The organism is Gemmatimonadaceae bacterium (assembly GCA_035606695.1).
Taxonomy (GTDB): domain Bacteria; phylum Gemmatimonadota; class Gemmatimonadetes; order Gemmatimonadales; family Gemmatimonadaceae; genus JAQBQB01.
In genome coordinates, this window is the sequence record DATNEW010000015.1 from 40,397 (window position 1) to 63,792 (window position 23,396).

General features: G+C 64.3%; 20 protein-coding genes. 12 read left to right on the top strand and 8 right to left on the bottom strand.

The window, feature by feature from the left end; genetic code table 11:
• The first annotated feature begins 35 nt into the window (after positions 1-35).
• A complete protein-coding gene (locus VN706_05160) occupies positions 36-596 on the top strand; it encodes a hypothetical protein (GenBank protein HXT14995.1) in 561 nt (186 codons plus the stop codon).
• 2,205 nt (positions 597-2,801) lie between these two features.
• Positions 2,802-3,308 carry a hypothetical protein gene (locus tag VN706_05165; protein ID HXT14996.1) on the top strand — a complete coding sequence of 169 codons (507 nt, stop codon included), beginning with the start codon at positions 2,802-2,804 and terminating at the stop codon, positions 3,306-3,308.
• Between the two features lie 52 nt (positions 3,309-3,360).
• Here the strand turns inward: VN706_05165 and VN706_05170 are convergent, their stop codons facing one another.
• A complete protein-coding gene (locus tag VN706_05170; protein ID HXT14997.1) occupies positions 3,361-3,780 on the bottom strand; it encodes a TraR/DksA C4-type zinc finger protein in 420 nt (139 codons plus the stop codon).
• 244 nt (positions 3,781-4,024) lie between these two features.
• On the opposite strand from VN706_05170, the gene VN706_05175 reads away from it, so the two are divergent.
• Positions 4,025-4,609: a hypothetical protein gene (locus tag VN706_05175; GenBank protein HXT14998.1), complete on the top strand. Its 585-nt coding sequence runs from the start codon at positions 4,025-4,027 to the stop codon at positions 4,607-4,609.
• 94 nt (positions 4,610-4,703) lie between these two features.
• Here VN706_05175 and VN706_05180 read toward each other — a convergent pair whose 3' ends face one another.
• From VN706_05180 to VN706_05195, 4 genes are all read right to left on the bottom strand, one after another.
• A complete protein-coding gene (locus VN706_05180) occupies positions 4,704-5,189 on the bottom strand; it encodes a hypothetical protein (GenBank protein HXT14999.1) in 486 nt (161 codons plus the stop codon).
• 299 nt (positions 5,190-5,488) lie between these two features.
• Complete coding sequence (locus VN706_05185; GenBank protein ID HXT15000.1) at positions 5,489-8,614, bottom strand: efflux RND transporter permease subunit; 3,126 nt, start codon at positions 8,612-8,614, stop codon at positions 5,489-5,491.
• Positions 8,611-10,152: an efflux RND transporter periplasmic adaptor subunit gene (locus VN706_05190; protein HXT15001.1), complete on the bottom strand. Its 1,542-nt coding sequence runs from the start codon at positions 10,150-10,152 to the stop codon at positions 8,611-8,613. The genes VN706_05185 and VN706_05190 overlap by 4 nt, the downstream gene beginning before the upstream one ends.
• Positions 10,149-11,663 carry a TolC family protein gene (locus VN706_05195; protein HXT15002.1) on the bottom strand — a complete coding sequence of 505 codons (1,515 nt, stop codon included), beginning with the start codon at positions 11,661-11,663 and terminating at the stop codon, positions 10,149-10,151. Before VN706_05195 ends, VN706_05190 begins: the two co-directional genes overlap by 4 nt.
• Positions 11,664-11,827: 164 nt before the next feature.
• Between VN706_05195 and VN706_05200 the strand changes: the two genes are divergently transcribed.
• From VN706_05200 to VN706_05210, 3 genes are all read left to right on the top strand, one after another.
• On the top strand, positions 11,828-12,427 hold the full coding sequence (locus VN706_05200; protein HXT15003.1) for a hypothetical protein: 600 nt from the start codon (positions 11,828-11,830) through the stop codon (positions 12,425-12,427).
• A gap of 248 nt (positions 12,428-12,675) precedes the next feature.
• Positions 12,676-13,008, top strand: a complete 333-nt coding sequence (locus tag VN706_05205) for a PadR family transcriptional regulator (GenBank protein HXT15004.1) — start codon at positions 12,676-12,678, stop codon at positions 13,006-13,008.
• A 27-nt stretch (positions 13,009-13,035) separates the two neighbouring features.
• The gene (locus VN706_05210) at positions 13,036-15,693 is read left to right on the top strand and encodes an ABC transporter permease (protein ID HXT15005.1); all 2,658 of its coding nucleotides are present in this window, start codon (positions 13,036-13,038) and stop codon (positions 15,691-15,693) included.
• Positions 15,694-15,707: 14 nt separating this feature from the next.
• Here VN706_05210 and VN706_05215 read toward each other — a convergent pair whose 3' ends face one another.
• Positions 15,708-16,487: a rhomboid family intramembrane serine protease gene (locus VN706_05215; GenBank protein HXT15006.1), complete on the bottom strand. Its 780-nt coding sequence runs from the start codon at positions 16,485-16,487 to the stop codon at positions 15,708-15,710.
• A 98-nt stretch (positions 16,488-16,585) separates the two neighbouring features.
• On the opposite strand from VN706_05215, the gene VN706_05220 reads away from it, so the two are divergent.
• A complete protein-coding gene (locus tag VN706_05220) occupies positions 16,586-18,211 on the top strand; it encodes a peptide chain release factor 3 (protein ID HXT15007.1) in 1,626 nt (541 codons plus the stop codon).
• Between the two features lie 35 nt (positions 18,212-18,246).
• On the opposite strand, the gene VN706_05225 is transcribed toward VN706_05220, so the two are convergent.
• On the bottom strand, positions 18,247-18,654 hold the full coding sequence (locus VN706_05225; protein HXT15008.1) for a hypothetical protein: 408 nt from the start codon (positions 18,652-18,654) through the stop codon (positions 18,247-18,249).
• A gap of 84 nt (positions 18,655-18,738) precedes the next feature.
• Here VN706_05225 and VN706_05230 point away from each other — a divergent pair, with 84 nt between their 5' ends.
• The 3 genes from VN706_05230 (at position 18,739) to VN706_05240 (ending at position 21,300) form a co-directional block, all read left to right on the top strand.
• A complete protein-coding gene (locus VN706_05230) occupies positions 18,739-19,128 on the top strand; it encodes a response regulator (GenBank protein HXT15009.1) in 390 nt (129 codons plus the stop codon).
• A 98-nt stretch (positions 19,129-19,226) separates the two neighbouring features.
• Entirely contained in the window at positions 19,227-19,721 is a 495-nt protein-coding gene (locus tag VN706_05235; protein ID HXT15010.1) for a ferritin-like domain-containing protein, read from the top strand.
• A gap of 298 nt (positions 19,722-20,019) precedes the next feature.
• Entirely contained in the window at positions 20,020-21,300 is a 1,281-nt protein-coding gene (locus VN706_05240; protein ID HXT15011.1) for an aminotransferase class I/II-fold pyridoxal phosphate-dependent enzyme, read from the top strand.
• 136 nt (positions 21,301-21,436) lie between these two features.
• On the opposite strand, the gene VN706_05245 is transcribed toward VN706_05240, so the two are convergent.
• Positions 21,437-22,174, bottom strand: coding sequence for a phosphatase PAP2 family protein (locus VN706_05245; protein HXT15012.1), 738 nt, complete (start codon positions 22,172-22,174; stop codon positions 21,437-21,439).
• A 99-nt stretch (positions 22,175-22,273) separates the two neighbouring features.
• Between VN706_05245 and VN706_05250 the strand changes: the two genes are divergently transcribed.
• Together VN706_05250 and VN706_05255 are read left to right on the top strand one after the other, a co-directional pair.
• Positions 22,274-22,861: a ferric reductase-like transmembrane domain-containing protein gene (locus VN706_05250; GenBank protein ID HXT15013.1), complete on the top strand. Its 588-nt coding sequence runs from the start codon at positions 22,274-22,276 to the stop codon at positions 22,859-22,861.
• Positions 22,862-22,995: 134 nt separating this feature from the next.
• On the top strand, positions 22,996-23,361 hold the full coding sequence (locus VN706_05255; protein HXT15014.1) for a hypothetical protein: 366 nt from the start codon (positions 22,996-22,998) through the stop codon (positions 23,359-23,361).
• The last annotated feature ends 35 nt before the right edge of the window (positions 23,362-23,396 follow it).

Genomic DNA, 23,396 nt, shown 5'->3' on the forward strand with positions numbered 1-23,396 from the left:
CCGTCCGCTCTTCACAACATCCTCGCGAGGTTCGCATGCGCACCAACGCTCTTTGTCGTGCCGCCGCACTCTGCTGCCTCATCGTCCCGCTGTCGGCCGCCGTTGGCACCGCCCAGGCGCAAGGCGTGATCGTCGCGCGGCCCGCCGCCGGCGCGATGGTCGGCGCGGCGCGCATCAATCGCGAGTTGCCTGTCGGCGACGACGTCATTGGCGCGATCATCGGGAAGTACGAACCGCAGCTCCTCACCGACGAGTCCGAGGCGAATCATTTGACGATCGTGCTCGACAACCTGGGCAACTATGTGAAGAGCACGGTGCGCCCGGTGACGATGCTGCGCGCCGCCGAGGGAGATTCGGGAACTGTTGCCGTCGCGGCCGCGAACGCCGTGATGGTCCGTCGCATCGCCTCGGACGAAGTTCAGCCGGCGGGCGCGGTGGTCGCGTCGTTCGCGCGCAGCAGCGATAGCGCGGCAGTGGCCGGCTTCATGGGAACCGGCGTCCAGATGTCAGACGTCGATGGGATCGCGATGAAGCGTTATGACGCGGGGGCGTTGACCAAAGGAGCGCTCATCGTGACGGTGGTGAAGTTGAAGTAGCCTGAAGTAGCCGCCGACGACGGGCGGCGCCGACTGACGTCCTAGCCGTCAGTCGGCCCGCCCGCCTTCCCAGGTTTGCTTGCAGTTCAGACGTCAGCTCCATGCCCGTTCGTCCGGTCACAAGCCATGCACATTCCAACCTCCGTCGCAGCACCAGGCTCATCTGTGCTCAAGCGAACGCGAGTGTTGGTGACCCCGCTTGAGGCGATTGCCAGCGACTGGCCCGACGTCGCTTGTTAGTATCCAATAATTAATCTCTTGCGAAGGCCGGTACGTCGCATAAGTTGCGACCTGTCTGCGACCACCATTTCCCGCCCGGTCGCGCGACGCAGCCCGCCTCGCAGTACGCTCGGCGTAACGTAGATCACGCCAGCTCGTCCCCCCATTTGGAGTATCAAACGACGTGCGATTCATCTCGTCGCGAACTAGGCATGCCCCTCGCCAGGCCCTAGAGGAGGTTCCTGCAAAACTCGCACACACGGTTGATTCAACCGAATTCGATCAGGTGGATCCCGAGGTCTCTTCGGAGCGTCGATCGATTTCTCGCCGCAGTTCGGCAAGTGGCCGGCGGCTGGCGTTCCTCGCGTCTCTGATTTCGTTGGTGAGCTTCGTTGCGTGTCGAGACTATTTCACCAGTCCAAGCGGGCATCAGAGTCCTATAACTCTGAGGCCCGGCTCGGTCGCACGGACGACTTTATATCCCGATGAAACACCCCCATCGATCACTGTACCGATCGCTATCAATGATACTGACGGATCGGGAGGCACAGACACTGGCTTCGTCCCTCCATGGATTCGACACACAACTGTGATGAAGGCGGCAGTGGGTGGCCTTGTCACGCGAACTCCGAACTTCGCGGGGCTCGGCAGCGCGACGTCGTACGATCCAATCGGAGCGACAGATTTGACATGGCACGATGGTCATAACACGTTCGTGCTTTCACCGTTCTCGTCGAGCGATACGATCTACGTGCTGTTCGATGCCAACTCTCGCGTCGACGGAGGCGTTTGGACGAGTTACGGAATTGAGAATGAACTGAACTTCGTCCCCCCTGGGCAAACGCAGCCAATCACGTGCGGACCTCAGTATCATGCGCCGCTATGTGCAAATTTCTCAGGCTCTGCGACAATCATGTTGACTCGGCTCGAATCTTCGCTGAGTCTTGTGGTCGATTCGACGAGCGTCGTCCCTGGCTCCGTTGTGCATTTTTCTGCGCTCGCGAATCCTGCCGTCGTTCAGGGCCAAACAATCCCCGTGGAGGTTGACTCGTCGACGTGGATACCGGATCCGGCATCTCAGGGCGGCGAACCCTCGGACACAACGCCCTGCTTCTTCGGTCTCCGGGGTAACGCGTGTACGAGAACGATCGTTGGTTCAGGGACACTGAGCGTCGTTGCGTATATAAATGGTAAACGACAAGTGGGCAGCGTCCATGTTGCAACGCCATCACTTACCCTAACTGCAAGCTCACAAGTCGTAACAGCTGGCACGAATGTCACCTTTACGCCGACGTGGAGTGACGGGCATCCGACCGCGCCTGACATGTGGTCGTGGATTTGGGTACCAGACCAATCGCCCGGCCACACGAATTGCAACTTTTGGGAAGATCCGTGCACGAAGCCGGTTCAAGAGAGCGGAACGATGAAGGTCCAAGTTAAGCGCAACGGCGTGTTTCGGTACGCGACTGTGCGCGTCGTCGTTTCCTGCCTGACTACCGATCCGATTTTGAATACGTATGGCGTACGAGTCGGGTTAATGAACATGCTCAATCAGTCTGGGCCGACACTGCCACCCGGTGATGGCATCGCAAACGGCGACAGTGTGGGGAACAAGCGCGAGCACGGCGGCTATATATATAAGACTTCAGGCGGCACCTACTATTTCGAACCGGACTCCGGAGTTTTCGCAAACGAGTGCGGCTTTCAATCCGGTAACCCAAATACTCGGAAACACAATCCAGCGGACAGCGTGGTCGCGCATGCGCATTCGCATCCGACGCTAAACGGCTTGCCCGTGTATGGGTGCCCTCCGACGGCCGTCGGCCCTGGGGCTCAGATGCTCCTGTCACGGGGACCTTGGGACACAAGTCGGCCGATCCCTAGGAAAGATCCAGACATAAACACTGGCGGTGGAAGTTTGTATGGAGACTGGGTCCAAGTCATGGGAACGCGAGACGAATACGTGATGAACGCCAACGGTGAAGTATGGAATCTTCCAAGCTATCTGTCGTTCCCGGAACAGGCCGGAAATCGCAAATTCTGGAAGATTTCTGGGAATTCAAATTCCACCTGCGACTGGCACAGTTGAGGTGCTCAATCATGCGGTTGACATTTATTGTCACGCTGGCGTTTTTGGCTCCGGCAGCTGTACGAGCCGAGGCATTCACATGTCAGCCTGCGAGTCCAAAGTCCAGCAGTCTCCGCACTAGGGCGATTGGCTATGAGCTGTCGCCCGACTATGCTCAGTTGCGCGCCGACCTTTCGGTGACGAGCACCGATACGGCGCAAGTCGTAGTCGTGGCTGTAGACAGTGTATGTGATGCCGTAACGAAAGCGGTAAATGCGGCTTCTACGTCGCCGCAATCGAATGCGCTCATCGTCGTTCAATTCGGCAATTTTTTCGCTGCGTGCGTCGCCGACTCATCGTCGATCTCGTCGGTATTCATTCTGGATGATCACTACGTACTCAAAACCGTTTTGATCAGCACCTGACCGGGATCGACTTGATTTCGACATGAAGGGCAACCGACTGACGTCCTAGCCGTCAGTCGGCCCGCCCGCCTTCCCAGGTTTGCTTGCAGTGCACGCAATGCGTGGCGTACGGAATCGCATCCAGCCGCTCGAAGCCGATCTTCGACCGGCATTCGTCGCAGCGGCCGTAGCGTTCTGGTGACGCGTAGATCCGGCGCAACGCCTGATCGATGTGCCACACCAGCTGCCCCTCGCGGCTCGCGAGGAGAAAGTTCTGCTCGCGCTCGAAGGTGTCGCTGCCCTCGTCCGCCATATGGAAGCGCCAGCTCGTGATCTCGCCGTCCGTATCGTCCGGACTCAGTCGCAGATCATCGTCGAATTGCGCCACCTGCGCCACGGCCCGCTTCCGCTCCGCCAACAATCGCTGCTCGAAATGCTCGAGGTCTCGTTTACCCCACGATGCATTGTCGTCGTGATGCTGAGTTGTCTCCACGTCTCACCTCGAAGGTCTCCGCCGATACGGGGCAGGGGTCGTGCCGAGAGTCGGCACGGTGACCGTTGGCCCACGATGGCTCTTGGTCCCGATTGTGCTTTTTCTACGCGCCGAGTCAGGCCGGCGCCGGTCGAGCGGCGATGCGGCGATGAAGCCACTCGATCCACTCGTGATCCACTCGTGATCCATTCGTGATCCATTCGTGATCCAATCGTACCTCACTCGGACACCGGAGTCTCGATCGATGCGTTTGATGTACCTGCCCGCTCTCCTGGGCATCGCCGCGGCGGCGGCGTGCGCGGATTCCACCGCGCCAATCAGCGAGCCGAAGCTTGCGGCGGTGCAGCCGCAGGATGCGGCGATGAATCACACCGCCGGCGGTGCTGGAAGTGGCGCCGGAAGCGTCACCGTCGTCGCGCCGAAACCGGTCACGCTGCCGTTCAGCACCATCGACTGCAACGGTGAAGTGGTGACCGGCACCAGCACGCACTACGCGCTCGCCGTTGCGGCGGCGGGGCAGCAGGGCACGTTCAACCTGACGGGCGTATTCGATCAGATCAACGCCGTCGGCCAGCCGTCGGGCGTCACGTATTTCGGATCGAACCTCGCGATCACCGCCTCAGTGCTGAGCCCGGGCGCGACGGTTTTCTTCACCGACCAGGATTTCGATCTGCGTCCGCGTGCGAAGGGACTGAAGGACACGTACCTCGATATCGTGAGCGTGTTCGTTTCGACACCGGACGGTCCCGTCCTCAGCAACGTGTCGTTCACCACCAAGTGCCAGAAGGGTGAGCGCGGGAGCGGGACCTGGACCAGAAGTCATTCCTGATTCGTTCCTGATTGGTTAGTAGAAAACACGAACGGGGCTACGACGACGTAGCCCCGTTCGTGTTTTCACAGTTTCGAAATGAAGCGGAGGTCCGTTACGGCCGAATCCACGGCATCTGCTTGAAGATCTCGCCTTCCGTCTTGTACACGCCGCGCTGCTGTCGCTGCGGCTGCTGCACGGGCTGCGGCGCCATGACCGGTGCCGGAGCAGGCTCCTGCGCTTGCGGCTGCGGCGTCGGAGCGGTCTCGACGACCGTCGCCTGCGGTGCGGGCGCCGGTGCCGGAGCCGGCGCGTCGTTCGACGCCACTCTCGGCGCGGGCTTCGGTGTCGGTGTCGGGATGTGCTTTACGCTCGCGCGCTTGGGCGCCGAGACGGGAGCATCTTCCGCGTCGATCATCTGCGACTGCGCCGACTTGGGCGCGAGCTGCAGGTCGCCGCTCGTCTGACCGCCGGTGGCGGCTGCCAGGTCGGCCTTGAGTCCGTCGTCGACCGGCGTCTGCGATTTATTGCTGCAGGCAGCCAGGCCAATCATCGCCACTGACGCCGCGATCAAGCCGGCTCGTCCATTCATGTGCTTCATGAGTGCCCTCGTTGAGGCGTACATCGATAGACGTAAGACCCCACGGTGGAGTTAACGATCCCAGCCGGGCGGTGGGCGCTGGGCGATGGGCGATGGGCGATGGGGGGTGGTGGGAATGGCGCGATTGTGAGTGGGAGTGAGGCGCAACGCGCGTGTGTCATCCCGAGCGAAGGCGCGTGGCGCCGGAGTCGAGGGACCCCCGTCCCGACGGAGGAGCCTTACGCAGCGCTCCGCTGAGACAGAGGTCCTTCGCTACGCTGCGCTCCGCTCAGGATGACAAGGGCGTTGCGCTCGGATGACTAGCCAACGGCGTCAACCACCGCCGGCCCCGCCGCGCCCGCCTGCTTCTTCTTATCTCTCGCCAGCTTCCGCTCGAGCCGCCGATTGAGCGGGTCGAGATACGTGTAGACCACGGGCGTGATGTACAGCGTCACGAGCTGCGAGAACGCGAGCCCGCCAACCACGGCGATGCCAAGCGGACGCCGCGACTCCGACCCCATGCCCGTGGCGAGCGCGACCGGCAGCGTGCCGACGAGCGCGGCGACCGTGGTCATCATGATCGGCCTGAACCGAATGTGCGCCGCGTGCACGATCGACTCGCCAGGCGGCTTGTGCTCGGTCCGCTCGGTTTCGACAGCGAAGTCGACCATCATGATCGCGTTCTTCTTCACGATGCCGATCAACAGAATGATGCCGACGAACGCGAACACGCTGAGCTCGACGTGACAGATCCACAGCGCCAAGAGCGCGCCGAACGCGGCGAAGGGAAGACCCGAGAGAATCGTGATCGGATGGATGAAGCTCTCGTACAACACGCCCAGCACCATGTAGATCACGAAGACCGCCAGGACGATCAGCACGAGCAAACCGGCCTGCGTCTGCTGGAAGACCTGCGCCGTACCGGAGAACGCGGTGGTGATGCCGTTCGGCAGGTCGCGCGCGGCGAGCTGCTCGAGCTCGGACGTCGCCGCGCCGAGCGAGACGCCGGGCGCGAGGTTGAACGAGATCGTCACCGACGGCATCTGGCCGGAGTGGTTGATCGATACCGGACCCACGGTTCTGGTCAGCGACGCCACGGCGCGCAGCGGCACGAGCGTGCCGCTCTGCGCGCGAATGAACAACAGGTTGAGCGCCGACAGGTCCTGCTGATATTGTGGTTCCAGTTCGAGTATTACAGAATACTCATTAGCGGGCGTGTAGATCAATCCCGCCTGGCGCGAGCCATACGCGTCGTACAGCGAGCTCTCGATCTGGTCGGCCGTCACGCCGAACGCCGCGGCGCGCGTGCGGTCGATCTGCACGTTGATCTGCGGATTCGAGTTCTGCATGTCGCTGTTCACGTCCTGCAGCAGATTCGACTGCTGCGCCGCGGACTGGAGCTTCATCGCGCCCGTGTAGAGCGCATCGACGTCCGAGCTCTGCATCGTGAATTGATAGGCGGCGCGCGCCGACCGGCCGCCGATCTGAATCGCCGGCGGCAGCGAGGGAAATGCCTGGATGCCCGGAATTCGTGCCAGCTTGCCGCGCAGCTCGTTCACGACGTCCTGCGCCGCGAGGCGTTTGCCGAGCGGCTTGAGCGTCACTGATAACCGCCCGGTATTCGACGCCGACGACCCGCCGCCCCCGCCCACGCTCGACATCAGCGAATTGACATTGGTGTCGCGCTGCACGATCGCCGCGATCTGCTGCTGCCGTCGCACCATGTCCTCGAACGACGTACCCTGCGCAGCCTGCGTCGAGATGTTGATCTGCCCGGTGTCCTGATCGGGAATGAATCCCGACGGAATGATCTTGAACAACACCACGGTGCCCACGAGCACGAGCAGCGAAAAGATCATCGACAGCGCGCGATGCGCCATCGTCCAATCGAGCGTCGTCTTGTACTTGTCGAGCGTCCAGTCCCACGCCCGCTCGGTCACGTTATAGAATCGTCCATGCGCCTTGTTCCCCTCGGCGCGCAGCAAGCGGCTCGACAGCATCGGCGTGAACGTCAGCGACACGACGCCGGAGACCAGGATCGACGTGGCGATGACGACCGCGAATTCGCGGAACAGCCGCCCGATGACGCCGCCCAGGAAGAGCAGGGGAATGAACACCGCGACGAGCGAGATCGTCATCGACAGAATCGTGAATCCCACTTCCGCCGCGCCGTCGATCGCGGCTTGAATCGGCGCTTTGCCCATCTCGAGATGGCGTACGATGTTCTCGAGCATGACGATCGCGTCGTCGACCACGAAGCCCACGGCGAGCGTCAGCGCCATGAGCGAGAGTGTATCGAGACTGTACCCGAGCAGATACATGACCGGAAACGTCCCGACCACCGACAGCGGCAGCGCGAGGCTCGGAATCAACGTCGCCCAGACGTTGCGCAGGAACAGGAAGATCACCGCGATCACGAGCACGAGCGTGAGCAGCAGCGTGTGCTTCACGTCGCTGACGGAGTTCTGAATGCCGACCGAACGGTCGAACAACGTCTGGATACGCACGCCGCCCGGCAGATTCGGCCGCATGGAATCGAGCTCCGCGTTCACCGCCTGCGCGACCGCGACGGTGTTCGTCCCGGGCTGCCGCTGCACCGCCAGCACGATCGAACGCTGGCCGTTGAACCAGCTCGCGTTGCGATTGTTCTCGACGTCGTCCACCACACGGCCCAACGCGCCGAGCTGCACCGCCGCGCCGTTGCGATAGGACACCGTCAACGCGCGAAACGCGTTCGCGTCCTCGAGCTGGCCGCTCGCCTGCAGCGTGTACGCGGTGGTCTTGCCCCAAAGCACGCCGGTCGGCTGGCTCACGTTCTGCGCGCTGATCGCTTGCGCGACTTCGTCGATCCCGATCTTGCGATACGCCATCGCCGTCGGGTCGAGCTGCACGCGTACCGCGTACTTGGCCGAGCCGAACACCTGCACCGCCGCGACGCCGTCGATCATCGATAGGCGCTGGGCTATGGTTGTCTCGCCCACTTCATCGAGCGACGTCAGCGACAGCGTTGGCGACGTCAGCGCGAAGAACAGAATTGGCGACGCCGCCGGATTCGCCTTCGAGTACGACGGCGGCGTGATCCCCTGCGGCAACTGCCGCAACGTTTTCGCGATCGCCGCCTGCACATCCTGCGCGGCCGCGTCGATGTCGCGGTCGAGACTGAACTGCAGCGTGATCGACGTCGAGCCCAGGCTCGACGTGGACGTCATGTTGTCGATGCCGGCGATCGACGAGAACTGCTTCTCGAGCGGCGTCGCGATCGCGGCGGCCATCGTCGCCGGGCTCGCGCCCGGCAGGCTCGCGTTCACGCTGATCGTCGGATAATCGACGGTCGGCAGGTCGCTGATCGCCAATCGCTTGTACGACGCGATGCCGAACACGATGATGCCCGTCATGAGCAGCAGCGTCATGACGGGACGGCGAATGAACAGCTCGGAGAACGTCATGGACGACCCGGGCCTGTGGTTGGCGCGCCGGGCGAACCAGGCGGCCGTCCTGTCGCTGGCGGCGTCGGCGCCGTCCGCGTTGTGGGCGTACCGCCTCGGCCGCCGGCCGGTGTCGTCGAACCGGGTGTGATCGTCGCGGGTGTCGTCGCGCCCGTCGGTGTGCGCGTTACGCTCGGCGTCGTCGCGGGCGTTTGAATCGTTCGCGTCTGCGGCGTCGTTTGCGCCGACGGTGACTGCACGAACGATCCGGCATTGCCGCGCGTCGGTGCGACGCGCGTGTCCGCGGCGCTGCCACCAGGCGTGCCGCGTCCTTGGCCCTCAGGCGCCGCGCTGCCTGAACCGCCCGCTCGTCCGGCTGTCGTATAGTTGGGATTCGAAAGCTCGCCCGCCGCGGTGCCAGAGGTGGTTTCGAGTCCGCCGGCGCGCGACGTGTCGCCGTTCGTGTTGATTATCGCCACCTTGCTGCCGGGATTGAGTCGCGACTGGCCGTCGATCACGACGCGCTCCCCGGCCTGCAAACCGCTTCGCACGACGGTGAGATCGTTCACCTGCACACCCGGCGCGACGTTGCGCGTCGTCGCCCTTCCCGTGTTGTCCACGACATACACGTACGCGCCTTGTTGGCCCGTGAGCACCGCGTCCGTCGGAACTCCGACGACGCCGCGCTGCACGTCGAGCTCGATGGTGAGGAACACCAGCTCGCCCGGCCACATGCGCCGTCCGACATTCTCGAACCGGGCCTTGCCCGTGACGGTGCCGGTGAGCGAGTCCACGGTGTTGTCGAGAAAGCTGAGCTGCCCGCGCTCGCTCGTCGGCGTGCTGTCGCTGGCATTCGCCGTGACGACGAGTGGATGCGCCGCGACCGCGCGCTGCAGCCCGTCGAAGTCCTGCTCGAGCACCGGAAAGCGCACGAGCACGGGACTGAGCTGATTGATCACGACGAGCGGACCGGTCGACGGTCCCACGTTGTTTCCCGGCCGAACCAGCAGACTTCCTGTGCGACCGGCAATCGGCGCGCGAATCGTCGCGAAGCCGAGATTCACTTCGGCGGAGCGTAATGCAGCGCGATCAGCTTGCGCGGTCGCCGCCTGCGCGACGGCCGTTGCATGCGCTTGATCGGACTGCGAACGACTGACGTATCCCATGTCCGCCAGCTTCTTGTATCGTTCGTCATCGCGACGTGCGGCTTCGGCCTGTGCTTCATCGCGTGCGAGCGCCGCGCGCGCTTGATCGACCGCCGCGTCTAGCGGACGCGGATCGATGTGAAACAGCACCTGTCCCTTCTGAACGAAGTCGCCTTCCTTGAACGCGCTGCTCAATAGCGAACCGCTCACCTGCGCCGTGACGGCAACGGTTTGCATGGGCTCGACGACGCCGCTCGCCAAGATGTCGATGGGCGCGTTGACGAGCGTTGCCGTCGCGACGCGCACCGGCGTCGCGGGCGGTCCCTTTTTCGCCGGCGCACTACTGCACCCGATAGTTCCCAACGCGGCGGCCGTCAGCGCGGCGAGCCCCACGCGTCGAATGATCCTCATCATCTGCCATTCACCAGAGGTATGTTGGGCCGCCCAAGGCGGTCGAGCGATCCCGTATCGTGCGCCAGCTGCGCGAGCGCAGTCTGCCATTCCCATCGCGCCTGGATCTCATCGGCGCGTGCACTCACCAGCGCACTGCGCGCGAGCAACACGTCGACGATGGTGCCCACGCCCTCGCGATACCGCCCGAGCGCAACGTCGGCCGATTGCTGCGCGCTCGCGAGCTCGTCGCCCGCGGCGCTCACGCGCTGTGTCGCGGTCTGCAATGCCGCATACGACGTGTACACCTGCAATGAGATCTGTAGCTGCGTCGACGCGACGCGCGCGAGTCCCGCATCGTACAGCTCGCGCGCGGCGCGCACGTCGTATTGCCGTGAGAAGCCGTTGAAGACCGGAATCTGCAGGCCGAGCACGAGCGACGTGGTGTGCGAGGTCGTCAGGTTCGTTCCCTGAATCGGCTGCACGAAACTCTCGGCGGAGCTGAAGGTCAGCGCGGGATAACCCGCCGAGCGTGCGATCCGAACCTCCGCCGCGAGCACCTTGGCGTCGGCGCGCGCTTCCGCCAGCTCGGGCCGCGTCGCAATCGCGCGATTGACCAGCGTATCGACGCTCGCGGCGACCGTGCTCACCGAGTCCGTCGGCGTGAAGCTCGGAATGTCGAATCGCGCGTTGGCCTGGAGACCCATCGCCGTCGCGAGATTCGCGCGCGCCGACAGGAGCTGGCCTTCGAGCGTCGCCAGTTGAAAGCGCGCCTGCGCGAGCGCGGTCCGTGTTTGCAGCACTTCCTCGAGCGTGCCGACGCCGACACGCAGTCGCGCTTCCGAGGCAGCGGTATCGGCCGCCGCTTCCTGCACCGCGACTCGCTGCGCATCGCGCAGCGCGCGCGTCGCGACGAACGAAAAAAGCGTGGATTGCGCCTCCAGCACGACGTCCTGAATCGTCGCGTTGTGCGCGAGGTCCGACGAGATCGCGCGTTGCCGTGCGGCTTCGATGGTTCCGGCGCGGCCACCGAAATCAAAGATGAGATATGAGAGCGACACGGACGGCGTGAGCTGGACTCGCGTCGCGCCGCCGCCACCACCGGATGTCGTTCCGGTTCGCGTGCCGCCGGTGGAGTCCGTGCCGATGCCTGTCCCGCCGTTTCCGCCGATTCCGCCGTTTCCGGAATTCGAAACGACGGTGCCGCCGCTCCCCGACGTGCGAATCGCGTTGACGTTGGCGTTGATGCTCGGGAACAACTCGCCGCGCGCCGCACCGTATTCGTCGGCCGCGGCGCGGGCATTCGCCCACGCTTCGCGCGTTGCCGGATTGTTCCGCAGCGCGAGATCCACGACGTCGGTGAGCGACAGCATGCGCGCGGACGCGTTGGCCGCCGAATCGGCGCGCAGCGCGTCCGTCGCGCCGGGCGCCCGCGGCGGGTCTGCGGGCGGCGGCGGCGTGCGGGCTTGCGCCGGTACCGTCCACGGCGTGGACGGGTCGGGTGAGGCGCCAGGGACGCCGTCGATGTGCGGCATTCCCGGTGTGCATGCGCTCGCCATGAATATGATCGTTGCCGCCGCGGTGGCCCAGCGGGCCAGCGTGGGGCTAGGACACTTGCGCCGATAGTTCATTACGGCGCTCTGAAGTGCAGAACTAGGGCCGTTGCGCCCGCCGTCGCTTGGACGCAGAATGAAGAATCGTGAACGCACCCGTGTTCGGTTCGCTTCGCCGGGGTTGTCTCGGCCTCGCCCTCGTCTGCTCGGTCACCGCAGCGCGCGGCCCGGTGCTGCCCGCACAGCAGGGAAGTGCTCGTCCGACCGACGAGACGCTCTACGCGAACGCGGTGTCGCTGATCGCCGACAGCGCCATTCACCGTCTCGACTTCTTTCCGCCGCGCGCGCAGCTTCGCGTGCAGCTCCTTTTCCTTTCGCCGCGCGATTCGTCCGCGGCGGTGTTCTTCGAGATCGCGCGGCGCAGCGACGTCTCCGCCATCCAGATCGACGCGACGATGAGCCGCTTCGAGCACATGCCGGTGCCGGATGATCTTCACGAGCTCAACCGCGAATTATTGACGTCGCTGCGCACGGCGCGCGGCGCGCTCGATCATTTGGGGGCGGCCGCAAAGGCGTGTCAGTTGGACGCCACGTCGGTGGCGCGTTGCCAAGGCCCGTTCACGTCGGCGTCGCGCGCGGTGGCCACGGCGTACGACCATTATCTGTCGACCCGAGCGCGCATTGCCCGCCAGATCACCGACACGCAGACGATTCTTCCGGCGTTCGTGGTGTCGTCGCGGCGGTAGGGGCGCGGCGGTGCGCCTCACGTGTCGTCCCGAGCGGAGGCGCAGCTAATGTGTCATCCCGAGCGGAGGCGCGGAGCGCCGGAGTCGAGGGACCCCCGTCCGGTGGAGGAGTCGTAGGCAAGGGTCCGCTGAGAAGGGGGTCCCTCGACTCGCTCGCTCGCGATGACACCCGAAACGCTTACATCCCCTCCTGTTGAATTCCGACAGGAGCGTGATATCTTCTGTCGGAACCCGACAGAAGGCAGCGCGTGGCACACGACCAGTCCGACGTACTCCGCGGCACCCTCGACCTGCTGATCCTGAAGACGCTCACCCTCGAGCCCATGCACGGCTGGGGCATCAGCGCGCGCATCCAGCAGTTCTCCCGCGGCATTCTCGACGTCAACCAGGGCTCGCTCTACCCGGCGCTCCAGCGGCTCGAGCAGAAAGGGTGGATCGTCAGCGCGTGGCAAACCACCGAAAACAATCGACGCGCGAAGTACTACGCGCTCTCGGCCTCGGGACGACGCGCCGTCGGCACCGAGACCACGAACTGGCGCCGGTACGTCGAAGCCGTCGAGCTCATTCTCGACATCGCGTAGCACCCTCAGGAAGCCAAGGAGCGACGCATGGGCATTCTCTCCGGCATTCGCGCGCGCCTCCGCGCGCTCTTCAAGCGCACCACCGCCGATCGCGAGCTCTCCGAGGAGATTCAGTTCCATATCGAGCTCGAGACGGAAAAGAACGTTCGCCTGGGGATGCCGCCCGCCGAAGCGCGCCGTGCGGCGCTGGCGCACTTCGGTGGCGTGCTGCGCGTGCGCGAGGACCATCGCGACGTGCGACGGCTGCAATGGATCGAGGACTTCGTGACGGACGCGCGCTTCGCGGTGCGCTCGCTCCGCCGCAGTCCCGCGCTCGCGGGCGCCGCGATCGTCACGCTGGCGCTTGGCATTGGCGCCAACGTCGCGATCTTCTCCGCCGTGAACGCGGTCGTGCTGCAGCCGCTGCCGTTCCCGGACCAGGATCGGTTGATGGTCATCACCGAGGAGAATCCGGAGAAGCATTGGCATCTCCAGGTCGCGGCGCCGGCAAATTTGCTCGATTGGCGCGCCGGCGTGTCCGACTTCGCCGACGTCTCCGGCCACGTCGACGGCGTCGGACACGCAACGCTCACCGGCCGCGGCGATCCACAGTTGCTCATGAGCGGCTACGTCACCGGCAATTTCTTCTCGACGCTTGGCCAGCGCGCGGCGCTCGGGCGCGTGTTCGATTTCGAGGATACGTGGACGCACGGCAAGCATCACGTCGCCGTGCTGAGCGATCGGGGCTGGCGCAGTCACTTCGGCGCCGATCCCTCGATCGTCGGCAAGTCGATCGTCATCGATGGACAGTCGGTCGAAGTCGTCGGCGTTACGCAACCGGGATTCGCCTTTCCCACCGACAACGTCGATGTCTGGCAGTCGATCGAATGGGACAAGACCAAGACGGGAGACATCGGCTTTCGCCGCGCGCACTACATGCGTGCCGTCGCCCGCCTCAAGCCGGGCGTGACGCAGGAGCACGCGAACGCGCAGTTGCAGGCAGTCGTCGCGCGCCTCAAGCACGACTATCCCGCGACGAACAAGGTGATGGGCGCCGCGATGATGCCCATGCACGACTTCCTCGTCGGCGATACACGGCTGCCGCTGCTCGTGCTGCTCACGTCTGTCGGTTTCCTCCTGCTCATCGCGTGCGCGAACGTCGGCAATCTCCTCCTCGTGCAAGCGGCCGCCCGCTCGCGCGAATCGGCGTTGCGGCTCGCGCTCGGCGCCGGTCGCGCGCGACTCGTTCGGCAAGCGATGGCTGAAAGCGTTGTCTTGTCGGCGGTCGGCGGACTGTGTGGCTTGGGCGTGGGCTGGGCGGGAACGCGCGCGTTCGTGCGTCTTCAGCCGGCGAACATGCTGCGCGTCCGGGAGTTCGGCCTCGACGGCCCCGTACTCGGCTACGTCGTGGCGATCACGCTCGTGAGCGCGATGGTCTTCGGCATTGCGCCGGCGCTGTGGACGCGCCACCGGAATCCGGCCGATTCACTGAAGGAAGGCGGCCGCGTTGCCGTGACGGGTGGCCGCGCGCGTCGCTGGGGGGATTTGCTCGTGATGAGCGAGGTCGCGCTCGCGCTGTTGATGAGCGTCGGTGCGGGCTTGCTCGTGCGCAGCTTCATGGCCATTCGCGACGTCGATCCCGGCTTCGACACGCACGGCGTGCTCGCCGCCGCGGTACAGCTCAACGCGAAGTATGACACCGCGCCGAAGATCGACGGATTCATGCGGAGCTTCGAACAGCGTCTGCACGCGATTCCAACCGTCACCGCCGCCGCGCTCTCGTCCAACGTTCCGTTCAACGGCACGTCATACACGACGGACTTCATCGTCGCGGGATGGCCGGACGGAAAGTACGGCACCGAGATCGGCAACCGGACCGTGACGCCAACTTACTTCGCGACGATGAAAGTGCCGTTGCTGCGCGGTCGTGTGTTCGGGCCGGAGGATCGGGTTGGGTCGACGCCCGTGCTGCTGATCAATCAGGCGCTCGCGTCGCAATACTTCGCCGGGCAGGATCCCGTTGGACAGCGGCTCGCGTTCGCGAAGGCGGTGACGAAGGACACGCGGTGGTACACGATCATCGGCGTCGTCGGCAGCGAACACGTCGATGCGCTCGACGTCACGCCGCGGATCGAGTGCTTTCACGCGGAAGCGCAGGAGCCGTCCCCATACATGGTGGCGTTGCTGCGGACGAGCGGCGATCCGACGTCCCTCGTGCCGTCGGTGCGCGCGACGCTCCGCGATCTCGATCCCAATCTCACGCTGCTCGAGGTCAAGACGATGGACGCCATGCGCAGCGCGTCGCTCGCGCGGGCGCGGTTCCTGACGACCTTGCTCGTGGCATTCGCGGTGATCGGTGTCGTGCTGTCCGTCGTCGGCGTGTATGGCGTGCTTGCGCATACGTCGCGCAATCGCACGCGAGAGATGGGCATTCGCGTCGCACTCGGCGCGCAGGCGTCGCAGGTGCGCTGGCTCGTCGTGCGGCAGGGATTGCGGCTTGCCGTGGGCGGGTTGTTCGTCGGGCTCGTGATCGCGCTGTTCGCGACGCGGGTGATGACGAAACTCCTATTTCATGTCGCGCCAAACGATCCGGGAACGCTGGTCGGCGTGATCGTGCTGCTGGCGGCAACGAGCGCGGTCTCGGCGTGGATCCCTGCGTCCGCGGCCAGTCGCGCCGATCCGGTGGTGGCGTTGCGGGCGGATTGACAAGACTGTGTCACTCACGTCACCGGCGGCACCCGATCGTCCGGCGGCACGAAGTTCGACAGGAACAACCGCTCCTGCGGCGTCAGGCTGTTCAGTCCCTTCGCGCTGATCTTGTCGAGAATGCGATTGACCTCGTCGCGATTGACTTCGTGAATCCGGTTCAGGTCGACGCGTTTCCAGTTGCCGAGCGTTTCCTTGGGGACCGCGGCGCCGACGGCCTTGGGGCGGAACCGCCGCGTGCCCGAGGCGCGACTCAGATAGAACAGGTAGGCCGCCGCTCCGACGAAGCCACCGAGATGGCAGAAGTCAGCGACGCCCGATTGTGAACCGTGCAGGCCGCTCCAGAGCGCGAGCATGACCTGAATCCCGATCGCCAGGACGACGGGGACCGGAACGAAGAAATACAGAAGGATCTGTGCATCCGGCCAGAAGCGCGCGAAGGCGAGCATGACGCCGAATACGGCGCCTGATGCCCCGATGACTGCCGAGTTGAAGGCGAAGAGGAACGACGCGGCGGCGCCGGCCAAACCGCTGATGAAATAGAGAATGAGAAAGCGCCGCGAGCCCATCCGTTCTTCGACGCGCGGGCCGAAGAAGTACAGCGTGAGCATGTTGAACAGGATGTGCGTGATGCCGGACGGGTCGTGCAGGAACATGTACGTCACGAGCGTCCACGGGCGCACGAGGATGAGCGCGGGCACGAGGTCGAGCAGCCGCGTGATGCCCGGCAGGACCTGCTCGAGGAAATACATGATCACGTTGGCGATGATCAGTCGCCGCACCCAAGGCGTCACGCGAATGGCTCCGTTCGGTAGAGGAGAATCCGGCAGCCTGCAACTTAGGACGAATGCGGGGTTCGGGGAAACTGCGCCCGCACATTAGTTTACAACATGTGGCCACCGACCTCGACCATCGCTTGCAGAACCTGCTCAACGCCGTGCAGACACGGCGGACCTTCGCCATCATCAGCCATCCGGACGCGGGCAAGACGACGCTGACGGAGAAGCTGCTGCTGTACGGCGGCGCCATCCACCTGGCCGGATCCGTCAAGTCCCGGCGCGCCGCGCGGCACGCGACGTCGGACTGGATGAAGCTCGAGCAGGAGCGCGGCATCTCCGTGACGTCGAGTGTGATGCAATTTGAATATGAAGGATATCATATCAATTTGCTCGACACGCCGGGGCACGAAGACTTCTCCGAGGACACCTACCGCACGCTCGTCGCCGCCGACAGCGCGGTGATGCTGCTCGACAACCGGCGCGGCGTCGAAGATCGGACCCGGCAGCTCTTCAACGTCTGCAAGATGCGGCGCACGCCGATCTTCACGTTCGTCAACAAGTGCGACCGCGTCGGCGAAGATCCGCTCAAGCTGGTGAGCGACGTCGAGGCGGACCTCGAGATCCAGTGTCATCCCGTCACGTGGCCCATCCACAAGGACGGCGCGTTCGTCGGCGTCTACGATCGACGGCTCGGTCAGGTCTATCTCTTCGAGCGCGGCGAGGATCACGGCGCCACCCGCGCCGCGGCGCACTCGGGTCATTCGGGCGCGCTCGAGGATCCGGCGCTGCGCGAGATTCTTGGGGCCGAGGCGCACGATCGGCTCGTATCGGACATTCATTTGCTCGACGCAGCCGGGCATCCGTTCGACGAAGCCGCCGTGTTGGCGGGCGAACTTTCTCCGGTCTTCTTCGGCAGCGCGCTCACCAACTTCGGCGTCGAGCCGTTTCTGCGCGAATTCCTCGAGCTCGCGCCCGAGCCGGCCGCGCGTGAATCGTCGGCGGGCATTGTGACGCCGACCGACGAACAGTTCACGGGCTTCGTGTTCAAGATCCAGGCGAACATGGACGCCAAGCATCGCGATCGCGTCGCGTTCGTGCGCATCTGCTCCGGACGGTTCGAGGCCGGCATGCAGGTGAAACAGGTGCGCACCAGAAAGCTCATGCGATTGGCCGCGCCGCAGCAGTTCATGGCGCGCGAGCGCACCGCGGTCGAAGAGGCGTGGCCCGGCGACGTCATCGGCGTCATGGATCGCGGCTCGCTCCGCATTGGCGATACGCTCACCGAAGGCACCGATCTGGAATTCAGCGGCATTCCACGCTTCGCGCCGGAGCACTTCGCGCGGATCATCATCGCCGATCCGATGAAGCGGAAGCAGCTCGATGCGGGTCTGCGTCAGCTGACCGAGGAAGGCGCGGCGCAGGTCTTCTTCACGTCGGGCACCGAGACGACGAGTCCCACGCCGATCGTCGGCGCGGTCGGCGTGCTGCAGTTCGACGTGTTGTTGCATCGCCTCGAGCACGAGTACGGCGCGCCTGCCCGCCTCGAAAAAATTTCCGCGCGCTATCCGCGCTGGGTCACGGGGCCAATGTCCGAGATCGAGCGCATCTCACGCGATCGCGGCCGCATGCTGCTCTTCGACGCGAAGGGTCATCCGCTCATCCTCTTCGAGGATTCGTGGGGCTTGAAGTGGGCGCTCGAGCGCGAGAAGGACGTGTTGTTCCACGAAGTCGCGCCGTAGGGTGTGCCGTAGTTCTCGCATCTGATCAGGCCTGATCACACCCGCTCGTCGTAATAGGCCTTGATGCTCCAGGCGATCACATCTCGATACAGGATCGCGTCGGGCCCGAACGCCTCCGCCGTATCGGCGCTCGTATACGTCGGCTCCAACCCCGCCTCGGCGAGCACGGCCTTGATGTGCAGCAGCGTCTTTTCCGGCGTCTGTTGGCTCGCGCGCAGCTCGCGGACCATCTCGCGCGACGCCGCCTGCAGATCGTCACGTGAGCTGCCGCCCGCCATCGCGGCCGCGACTGCTTCACGCATGCGCGCCGCCGCGCCGGCACCGCCGCCGTTCTCGCCTTGCTCCCCTTGCCCCGCTCCGCCTCTTCCCATGGCTTGCATCGTCCTGTCGTCGCCTGGCGAAAAAGCAAGCAGCGGGCCGCGCTTCTGTGCGGTGTAATGCATGGGGCTGGCTCGTGGCCCGATTCTTTCAATCATACGTTTGCGTCGTCGTTCGTACACTCGCGTACTCTCGCTGACCGTATCATCATGGCCGACAGCACTGCCACGATTCTCCTCGTCGAGGACAACGAGGACAATCTCGTGATCTACTCGACCATTCTTCGCCACGCCGGGTTCGATGTGCTCGAAGCGCGCGACGGCGAAGCAGGCATCGCCACCGCGAAGGAAGCGCAGCCGTCGCTCATCCTGATGGACGTCTCGATTCCCATCGTCGACGGATGGGAAGCGACGCGCCGGCTCAAGTCCGATCCCGCGACGTCCCACATTCCGATCATCGCGATCACCGCGCACGCGATGCCGAGCGATCGGCAGATCGCGATGGAAGCGGGCTGTGATGGGTACATCGCGAAGCCGGCCGAACCGCGCACGGTGCTCGCCATCGTCAAACAGCAACTGGGGCAGACCGCCGTGAAGTGAACGATTGCTTCACCTGTGTCGGAACACTCCGTGCGCTAATTGCTGCGCAGTAGCGAATCGGTTGAATTCGCCTGCGAATACCCACCCACGGAGGAACCATGGCCGACGAATCACTGCAGGACATTTACGTCGAGCAGCTCAAGGACCTGTATAGCGCCGAGAATCAAATACTCAAGGCGCTGCCAAAGATGGCGAAGGGCGCCGCGAGCAAAGAGCTCTCGAGCTCCTTTCAGGAGCACGAGGTGCAGACGCGCACGCATGTCGAGCGTCTCGAGAAAATCTTCTCTCAGCTCGGCGAGAAGCCGGGCGGCCACAAGTGCAAGGGCATGGAAGGCCTGCTCGAGGAAGGTGACGAGGTGCTCGAGGAGCATGATGAGAGCCCGGCGCGCGACGCGGCCATGATTGCCGCCGCCCAACGCGTCGAGCACTACGAGATCGCCGGCTACGGAACGGTGCGTACTATGGCGAACATGCTCGGCTTCGCCGATCAGGCGACGCTTCTGCAGCAGACGCTCGACGAAGAAGGGTTGACGGACAAGAAGCTCACCACGCTCGCCGAGACGGTCGTCAACGTGCAGGCGGTCTCCGAGTAATACGCGGTCGTTCGATGCAGTGCTTTGTAGTACTGTGTCGTGCATGCTGTCGGCGATGGCGGTGCGCGAGCTGGAGCAGGATCCGTTGCGTGAAGCAGCGCAATTGTCATCCCGAGCGAAGGCGCGCAGCGCCGGAGTCGACGGACCCCCGTCCTGACGGAGGAGCGCTATGCAACGCTCCGCTGAGACGGGGGTCCCTCGACTCGCTGCGCTCGCTCGGGATGACTAGCCGGGGGCGCCTTCGCTCGCGATGACAAAAGGCTTCCCCAGCCCCATCCGCCGCCCCAGTTTGAACCGCATGCCCAACCGCCTCTCCTCACTCTCGTCGCACCTCAAAGGCTCCGCGATTCTTCGCATCGCGGGCGAAGTGCGCGCGCTGGCTCGCGAGGGCCGCGACATCGCCGACCTGACCGTCGGCGATTTCAGCTCGAAGTACTTTCGCATTCCGAAAGCGCTCGAAGACGGCATCGTCGACGCGCTGCGCGCCGGCGAGTCGACCTATCCGCCGCCGAACGGGCTCGAGTCGCTGCGCAAGGCGGTATGCGAGTTCTATAAACATCGCGTCGGACTCGAGTTTCCGATCGAGTCGATCCTCATCGCCTCGGGCACGAGGCCGGTGATCTACGCGGCGTATCGCGCGCTCGTCGACGAAGGCGACAAGGTCGTGTTCGGCGTTCCCTCGTGGAACAACGACTACTACTGCGACATGCTCGGCGCCCAGGCCGTGATGATCGAGTGCGACGTCTCGACCGGTTTCCTGCCCACCGCCGCGTCGTTGCGTCCGCACGTGCGCGATGCGCGCTTCCTCGCGCTCAATTCGCCGCTCAATCCAGCGGGAACCATGTTTGCGGCCGAGCAGCTCGGCGCGATCTGCGATCTGGTGCTGGAGGAGAATGCACGCCGCTCGAGCGACGAGCGGCCGCTGTTCGTGCTGTACGATCAGGTGTACTGGATGCTCACGCACAGCTCGGCGAAGCATGTCGACCCGATCGTGCTGCGTCCCGAGATCGCGCCGTATCTGGTGATGGTCGACGGCATCTCGAAGGCGTTCGCGTCAACGGGCCTGCGCGTCGGTTGGGCGGTTGCACCGACCGACATCATCCGCCCGATGAACGACGTCGTCGGCCACGTCGGTGCTTGGGCGCCGCGCGCCGAGCAGGTGGCGACCGCGAAAGTGCTGAACGATCACGCGACGGTGGATGCGTACATGACGACGATGTGTCGTGAAGCCGGTGCGCGACTCGACGCCGTGTACGACGGCCTCACGTCGCTCGCGAAGGATGGTTTGCCGGTGGAGTGCGTTCGGCCCCAGGGTGCGATCTACGTGAGCGCCCGCTTCGCGCTACACGGCATGCAGACGCCCGATGGCCGTACGCTGTCGACCGACGACGATGTGCGGGCGTATCTGCTGAACGCCGCCGGTCTTGCCGCAGTGCCGTTCGGGGCGTTCGGTTCGAAAGGGGATAGAGGGTGGTTCCGCTTGTCGATTGGGGTGATCTCGGTCGAGCAGATCGCGGGGTTGATGCCGCGGCTTCGGTTGGCGATAGAGGCGTTGAGTCCGGCTTTGGTTGCGCGCTAGACAGTCGCGGGAGTGGTTCAAAAAAAACAAAACGACGAGATCAGACAGAATCTGACCAGATCGGTGCGGCTTACCGACGTTGTCAGATTTTGTCCGATCTTGTCGTAGTTCAAGTTGATACCCCCTCCACCACCCTCTAGAACCCGATCGACCACCCAACCCTGACCGAGTTCTTCGGCAAAAACACTCTATCGACGGGCGTCCGAGGATGCGCATGCGAGTACTCCACGATCCTCCATCCATAGAACGTCCCCAGGAACGCCCCCGCGAATATGTCGCTCGCCCAGTGCTGCCCGAGATACATCCGTGAGAGCCCGGGAGTGAGCGCCAGCGCGTACGCCGGTACGCCCACCCACCACGTCGCGCCAGGCGCACGCTGTTTCACCTCGGCCACCAGCGCCGACGCAGCCGCGAAGCCAGACGACGAGTGAATTGACGGGAACGAGCGCTGCGCGAAGTGCGTGAAGCCTTTCATGAAGTGGAATTCGTACGGATCCGCATAGGGCGTCGCTGTATCCTTCGGGCGCGTGCGGCCCAAGGGGCCGCGAATCACCTGCGCGGTGAGACTCGCCGCGGCGACCGACTCCGCCGTGTGGAACGCGACGTCGGCGACGTCGTTCGCGCCGAGCAGGCGTGCAACGGCATAGATGCCCAAGCTGCCGACGGTGAGCGTCGTCTCGTTGATGTGGGTGAAGTACTTGTCGAGACGATTGCCAATGCGAACGTGCGCCCAGCTCGTGTCCTGAAAGCCGCGCGCGAGCTGGGCATCGAACAGACTGAGTCCCGCGCTCGCCGCCAGAATTCCAGCGCCGATCGCGGCGTCGCGGCTTCGAAAAAATCGGTCGTCCTTCGTGTCGTCCTGTGCGTGTGCCACGCCCGCGCAAACGAAGACGAGGGCTAGCACGTTGTACATTCGTCTCAGCCGAACACCAATGTTCATTTTGCCCACATCGTTGCACCCACTGTGCCTTGAATGAAGGATCTGACAACCTACCTTGGGCTGGCGGCCATCTACCTGCTGAGCGTCAACGTGCTCCTGGGCCTCCTGATGGGAGCCCGCTACAACACCTACAAGCGATGGCCGCATCGGCGAATCAATGTACTGAAGCTGCATAACTGGACGGCGTACGTCGCGCTCGCGTTGGCCGTGGCGCATCCCATCCCGCTCTTGTTCCTCGACAAGCCGCAGTTTCGATTCCTCGACGTCGTCTGGCCCATCTCGTCGCCCGAGCAGCCGGTCATCAACACACTCGGCGCGCTGTCACTGTATCTGCTCGGGTTCACGGTGATCACCTCGATCTATCGCGCTGAAATCGGGCGCCAGCGCTGGAAGGTGCTCCACTATCTGACGTACGCGTTGGCGCTGATGCTCGTGATTCATGGTAGCGTCACCGATCAGCATCTCGACAACTCGCCCATGGACTTGCTCGACGCGGAGAAGGTCGGGATCGAGCTGTGCGGGCTGGTCATTCTGATCGCGACGTATTTTCGGTTCCGCTGGACGTCGCGCCATCCAAAGTATCAACCGCCGGTGCGCGCTCGGCAGGGCTCGCCCTCGTAGCGGGCTCGGCCCATGTCCCGCGACGTGACGGTTGTCACCGGCCGCGACTGATGGAACGAACCGTGCGGGGCTCTTCCGACGATAGCTAACGCTCGGCTCGCCGTCGCATCGGGTCACGCCGCACGGGAGGTCGGATGTCACTTCGCACTTTTGTCGATTCCACGGGACAGGAATGGCACGCCTTCGACGTCATTCCACGTGAGCAGGAGCGCCGGCGCGAAGACCGGCGGTCGTCGAGTGAAATCGTGATTGACGACGCGGAAGGAAGGCGGGAAGGGGATCGCCGCTTGTCAGTCGGCCGCGCGCCGCGGCTTGCTACGCCCGCCGGCGGATGGCTGTGCTTCGAGCGCGGCGCCGATCGGCGGCGTCTGTCGCCGATTCCCGCGGACTGGAGTCACTGCACCGACGCGCAACTCGAGGAGTACTGCCGCTCGGCGCGGCCGGTTCCGCAGTTGCCGACGTCTCCGCGGTTGGCGCGCGTCGAGCATTCGGAGCATTAAGAGCGAGTTCAAAACCTCTCGTCATCCCGAGCGAA

What these genes read in the sequence shown, in the direction of transcription:
- VN706_05210 (HXT15005.1), top strand. Translation starts at nt 13,036, where the DNA reads ATGGGCATTCTCTCCGGCATTCGCGCGCGCCTCCGCGCGCTCTTCAAG.
- VN706_05195 (HXT15002.1), bottom strand. Translation starts at nt 11,663, where the DNA reads ATGCCGCACATCGACGGCGTCCCTGGCGCCTCACCCGACCCGTCCACG.
- VN706_05230 (HXT15009.1), top strand. Translation starts at nt 18,739, where the DNA reads ATGGCCGACAGCACTGCCACGATTCTCCTCGTCGAGGACAACGAGGAC.
- VN706_05235 (HXT15010.1), top strand. Translation starts at nt 19,227, where the DNA reads ATGGCCGACGAATCACTGCAGGACATTTACGTCGAGCAGCTCAAGGAC.
- VN706_05165 (HXT14996.1), top strand. Translation starts at nt 2,802, where the DNA reads ATGGAATCTTCCAAGCTATCTGTCGTTCCCGGAACAGGCCGGAAATCG.
- VN706_05240 (HXT15011.1), top strand. Translation starts at nt 20,020, where the DNA reads ATGCCCAACCGCCTCTCCTCACTCTCGTCGCACCTCAAAGGCTCCGCG.
- VN706_05160 (HXT14995.1), top strand. Translation starts at nt 36, where the DNA reads ATGCGCACCAACGCTCTTTGTCGTGCCGCCGCACTCTGCTGCCTCATC.
- VN706_05225 (HXT15008.1), bottom strand. Translation starts at nt 18,654, where the DNA reads ATGCATTACACCGCACAGAAGCGCGGCCCGCTGCTTGCTTTTTCGCCA.
- VN706_05190 (HXT15001.1), bottom strand. Translation starts at nt 10,152, where the DNA reads ATGATGAGGATCATTCGACGCGTGGGGCTCGCCGCGCTGACGGCCGCC.
- VN706_05180 (HXT14999.1), bottom strand. Translation starts at nt 5,189, where the DNA reads ATGAAGCACATGAATGGACGAGCCGGCTTGATCGCGGCGTCAGTGGCG.
- VN706_05185 (HXT15000.1), bottom strand. Translation starts at nt 8,614, where the DNA reads ATGACGTTCTCCGAGCTGTTCATTCGCCGTCCCGTCATGACGCTGCTG.
- VN706_05250 (HXT15013.1), top strand. Translation starts at nt 22,274, where the DNA reads ATGAAGGATCTGACAACCTACCTTGGGCTGGCGGCCATCTACCTGCTG.
- VN706_05255 (HXT15014.1), top strand. Translation starts at nt 22,996, where the DNA reads ATGTCACTTCGCACTTTTGTCGATTCCACGGGACAGGAATGGCACGCC.
- VN706_05175 (HXT14998.1), top strand. Translation starts at nt 4,025, where the DNA reads ATGCGTTTGATGTACCTGCCCGCTCTCCTGGGCATCGCCGCGGCGGCG.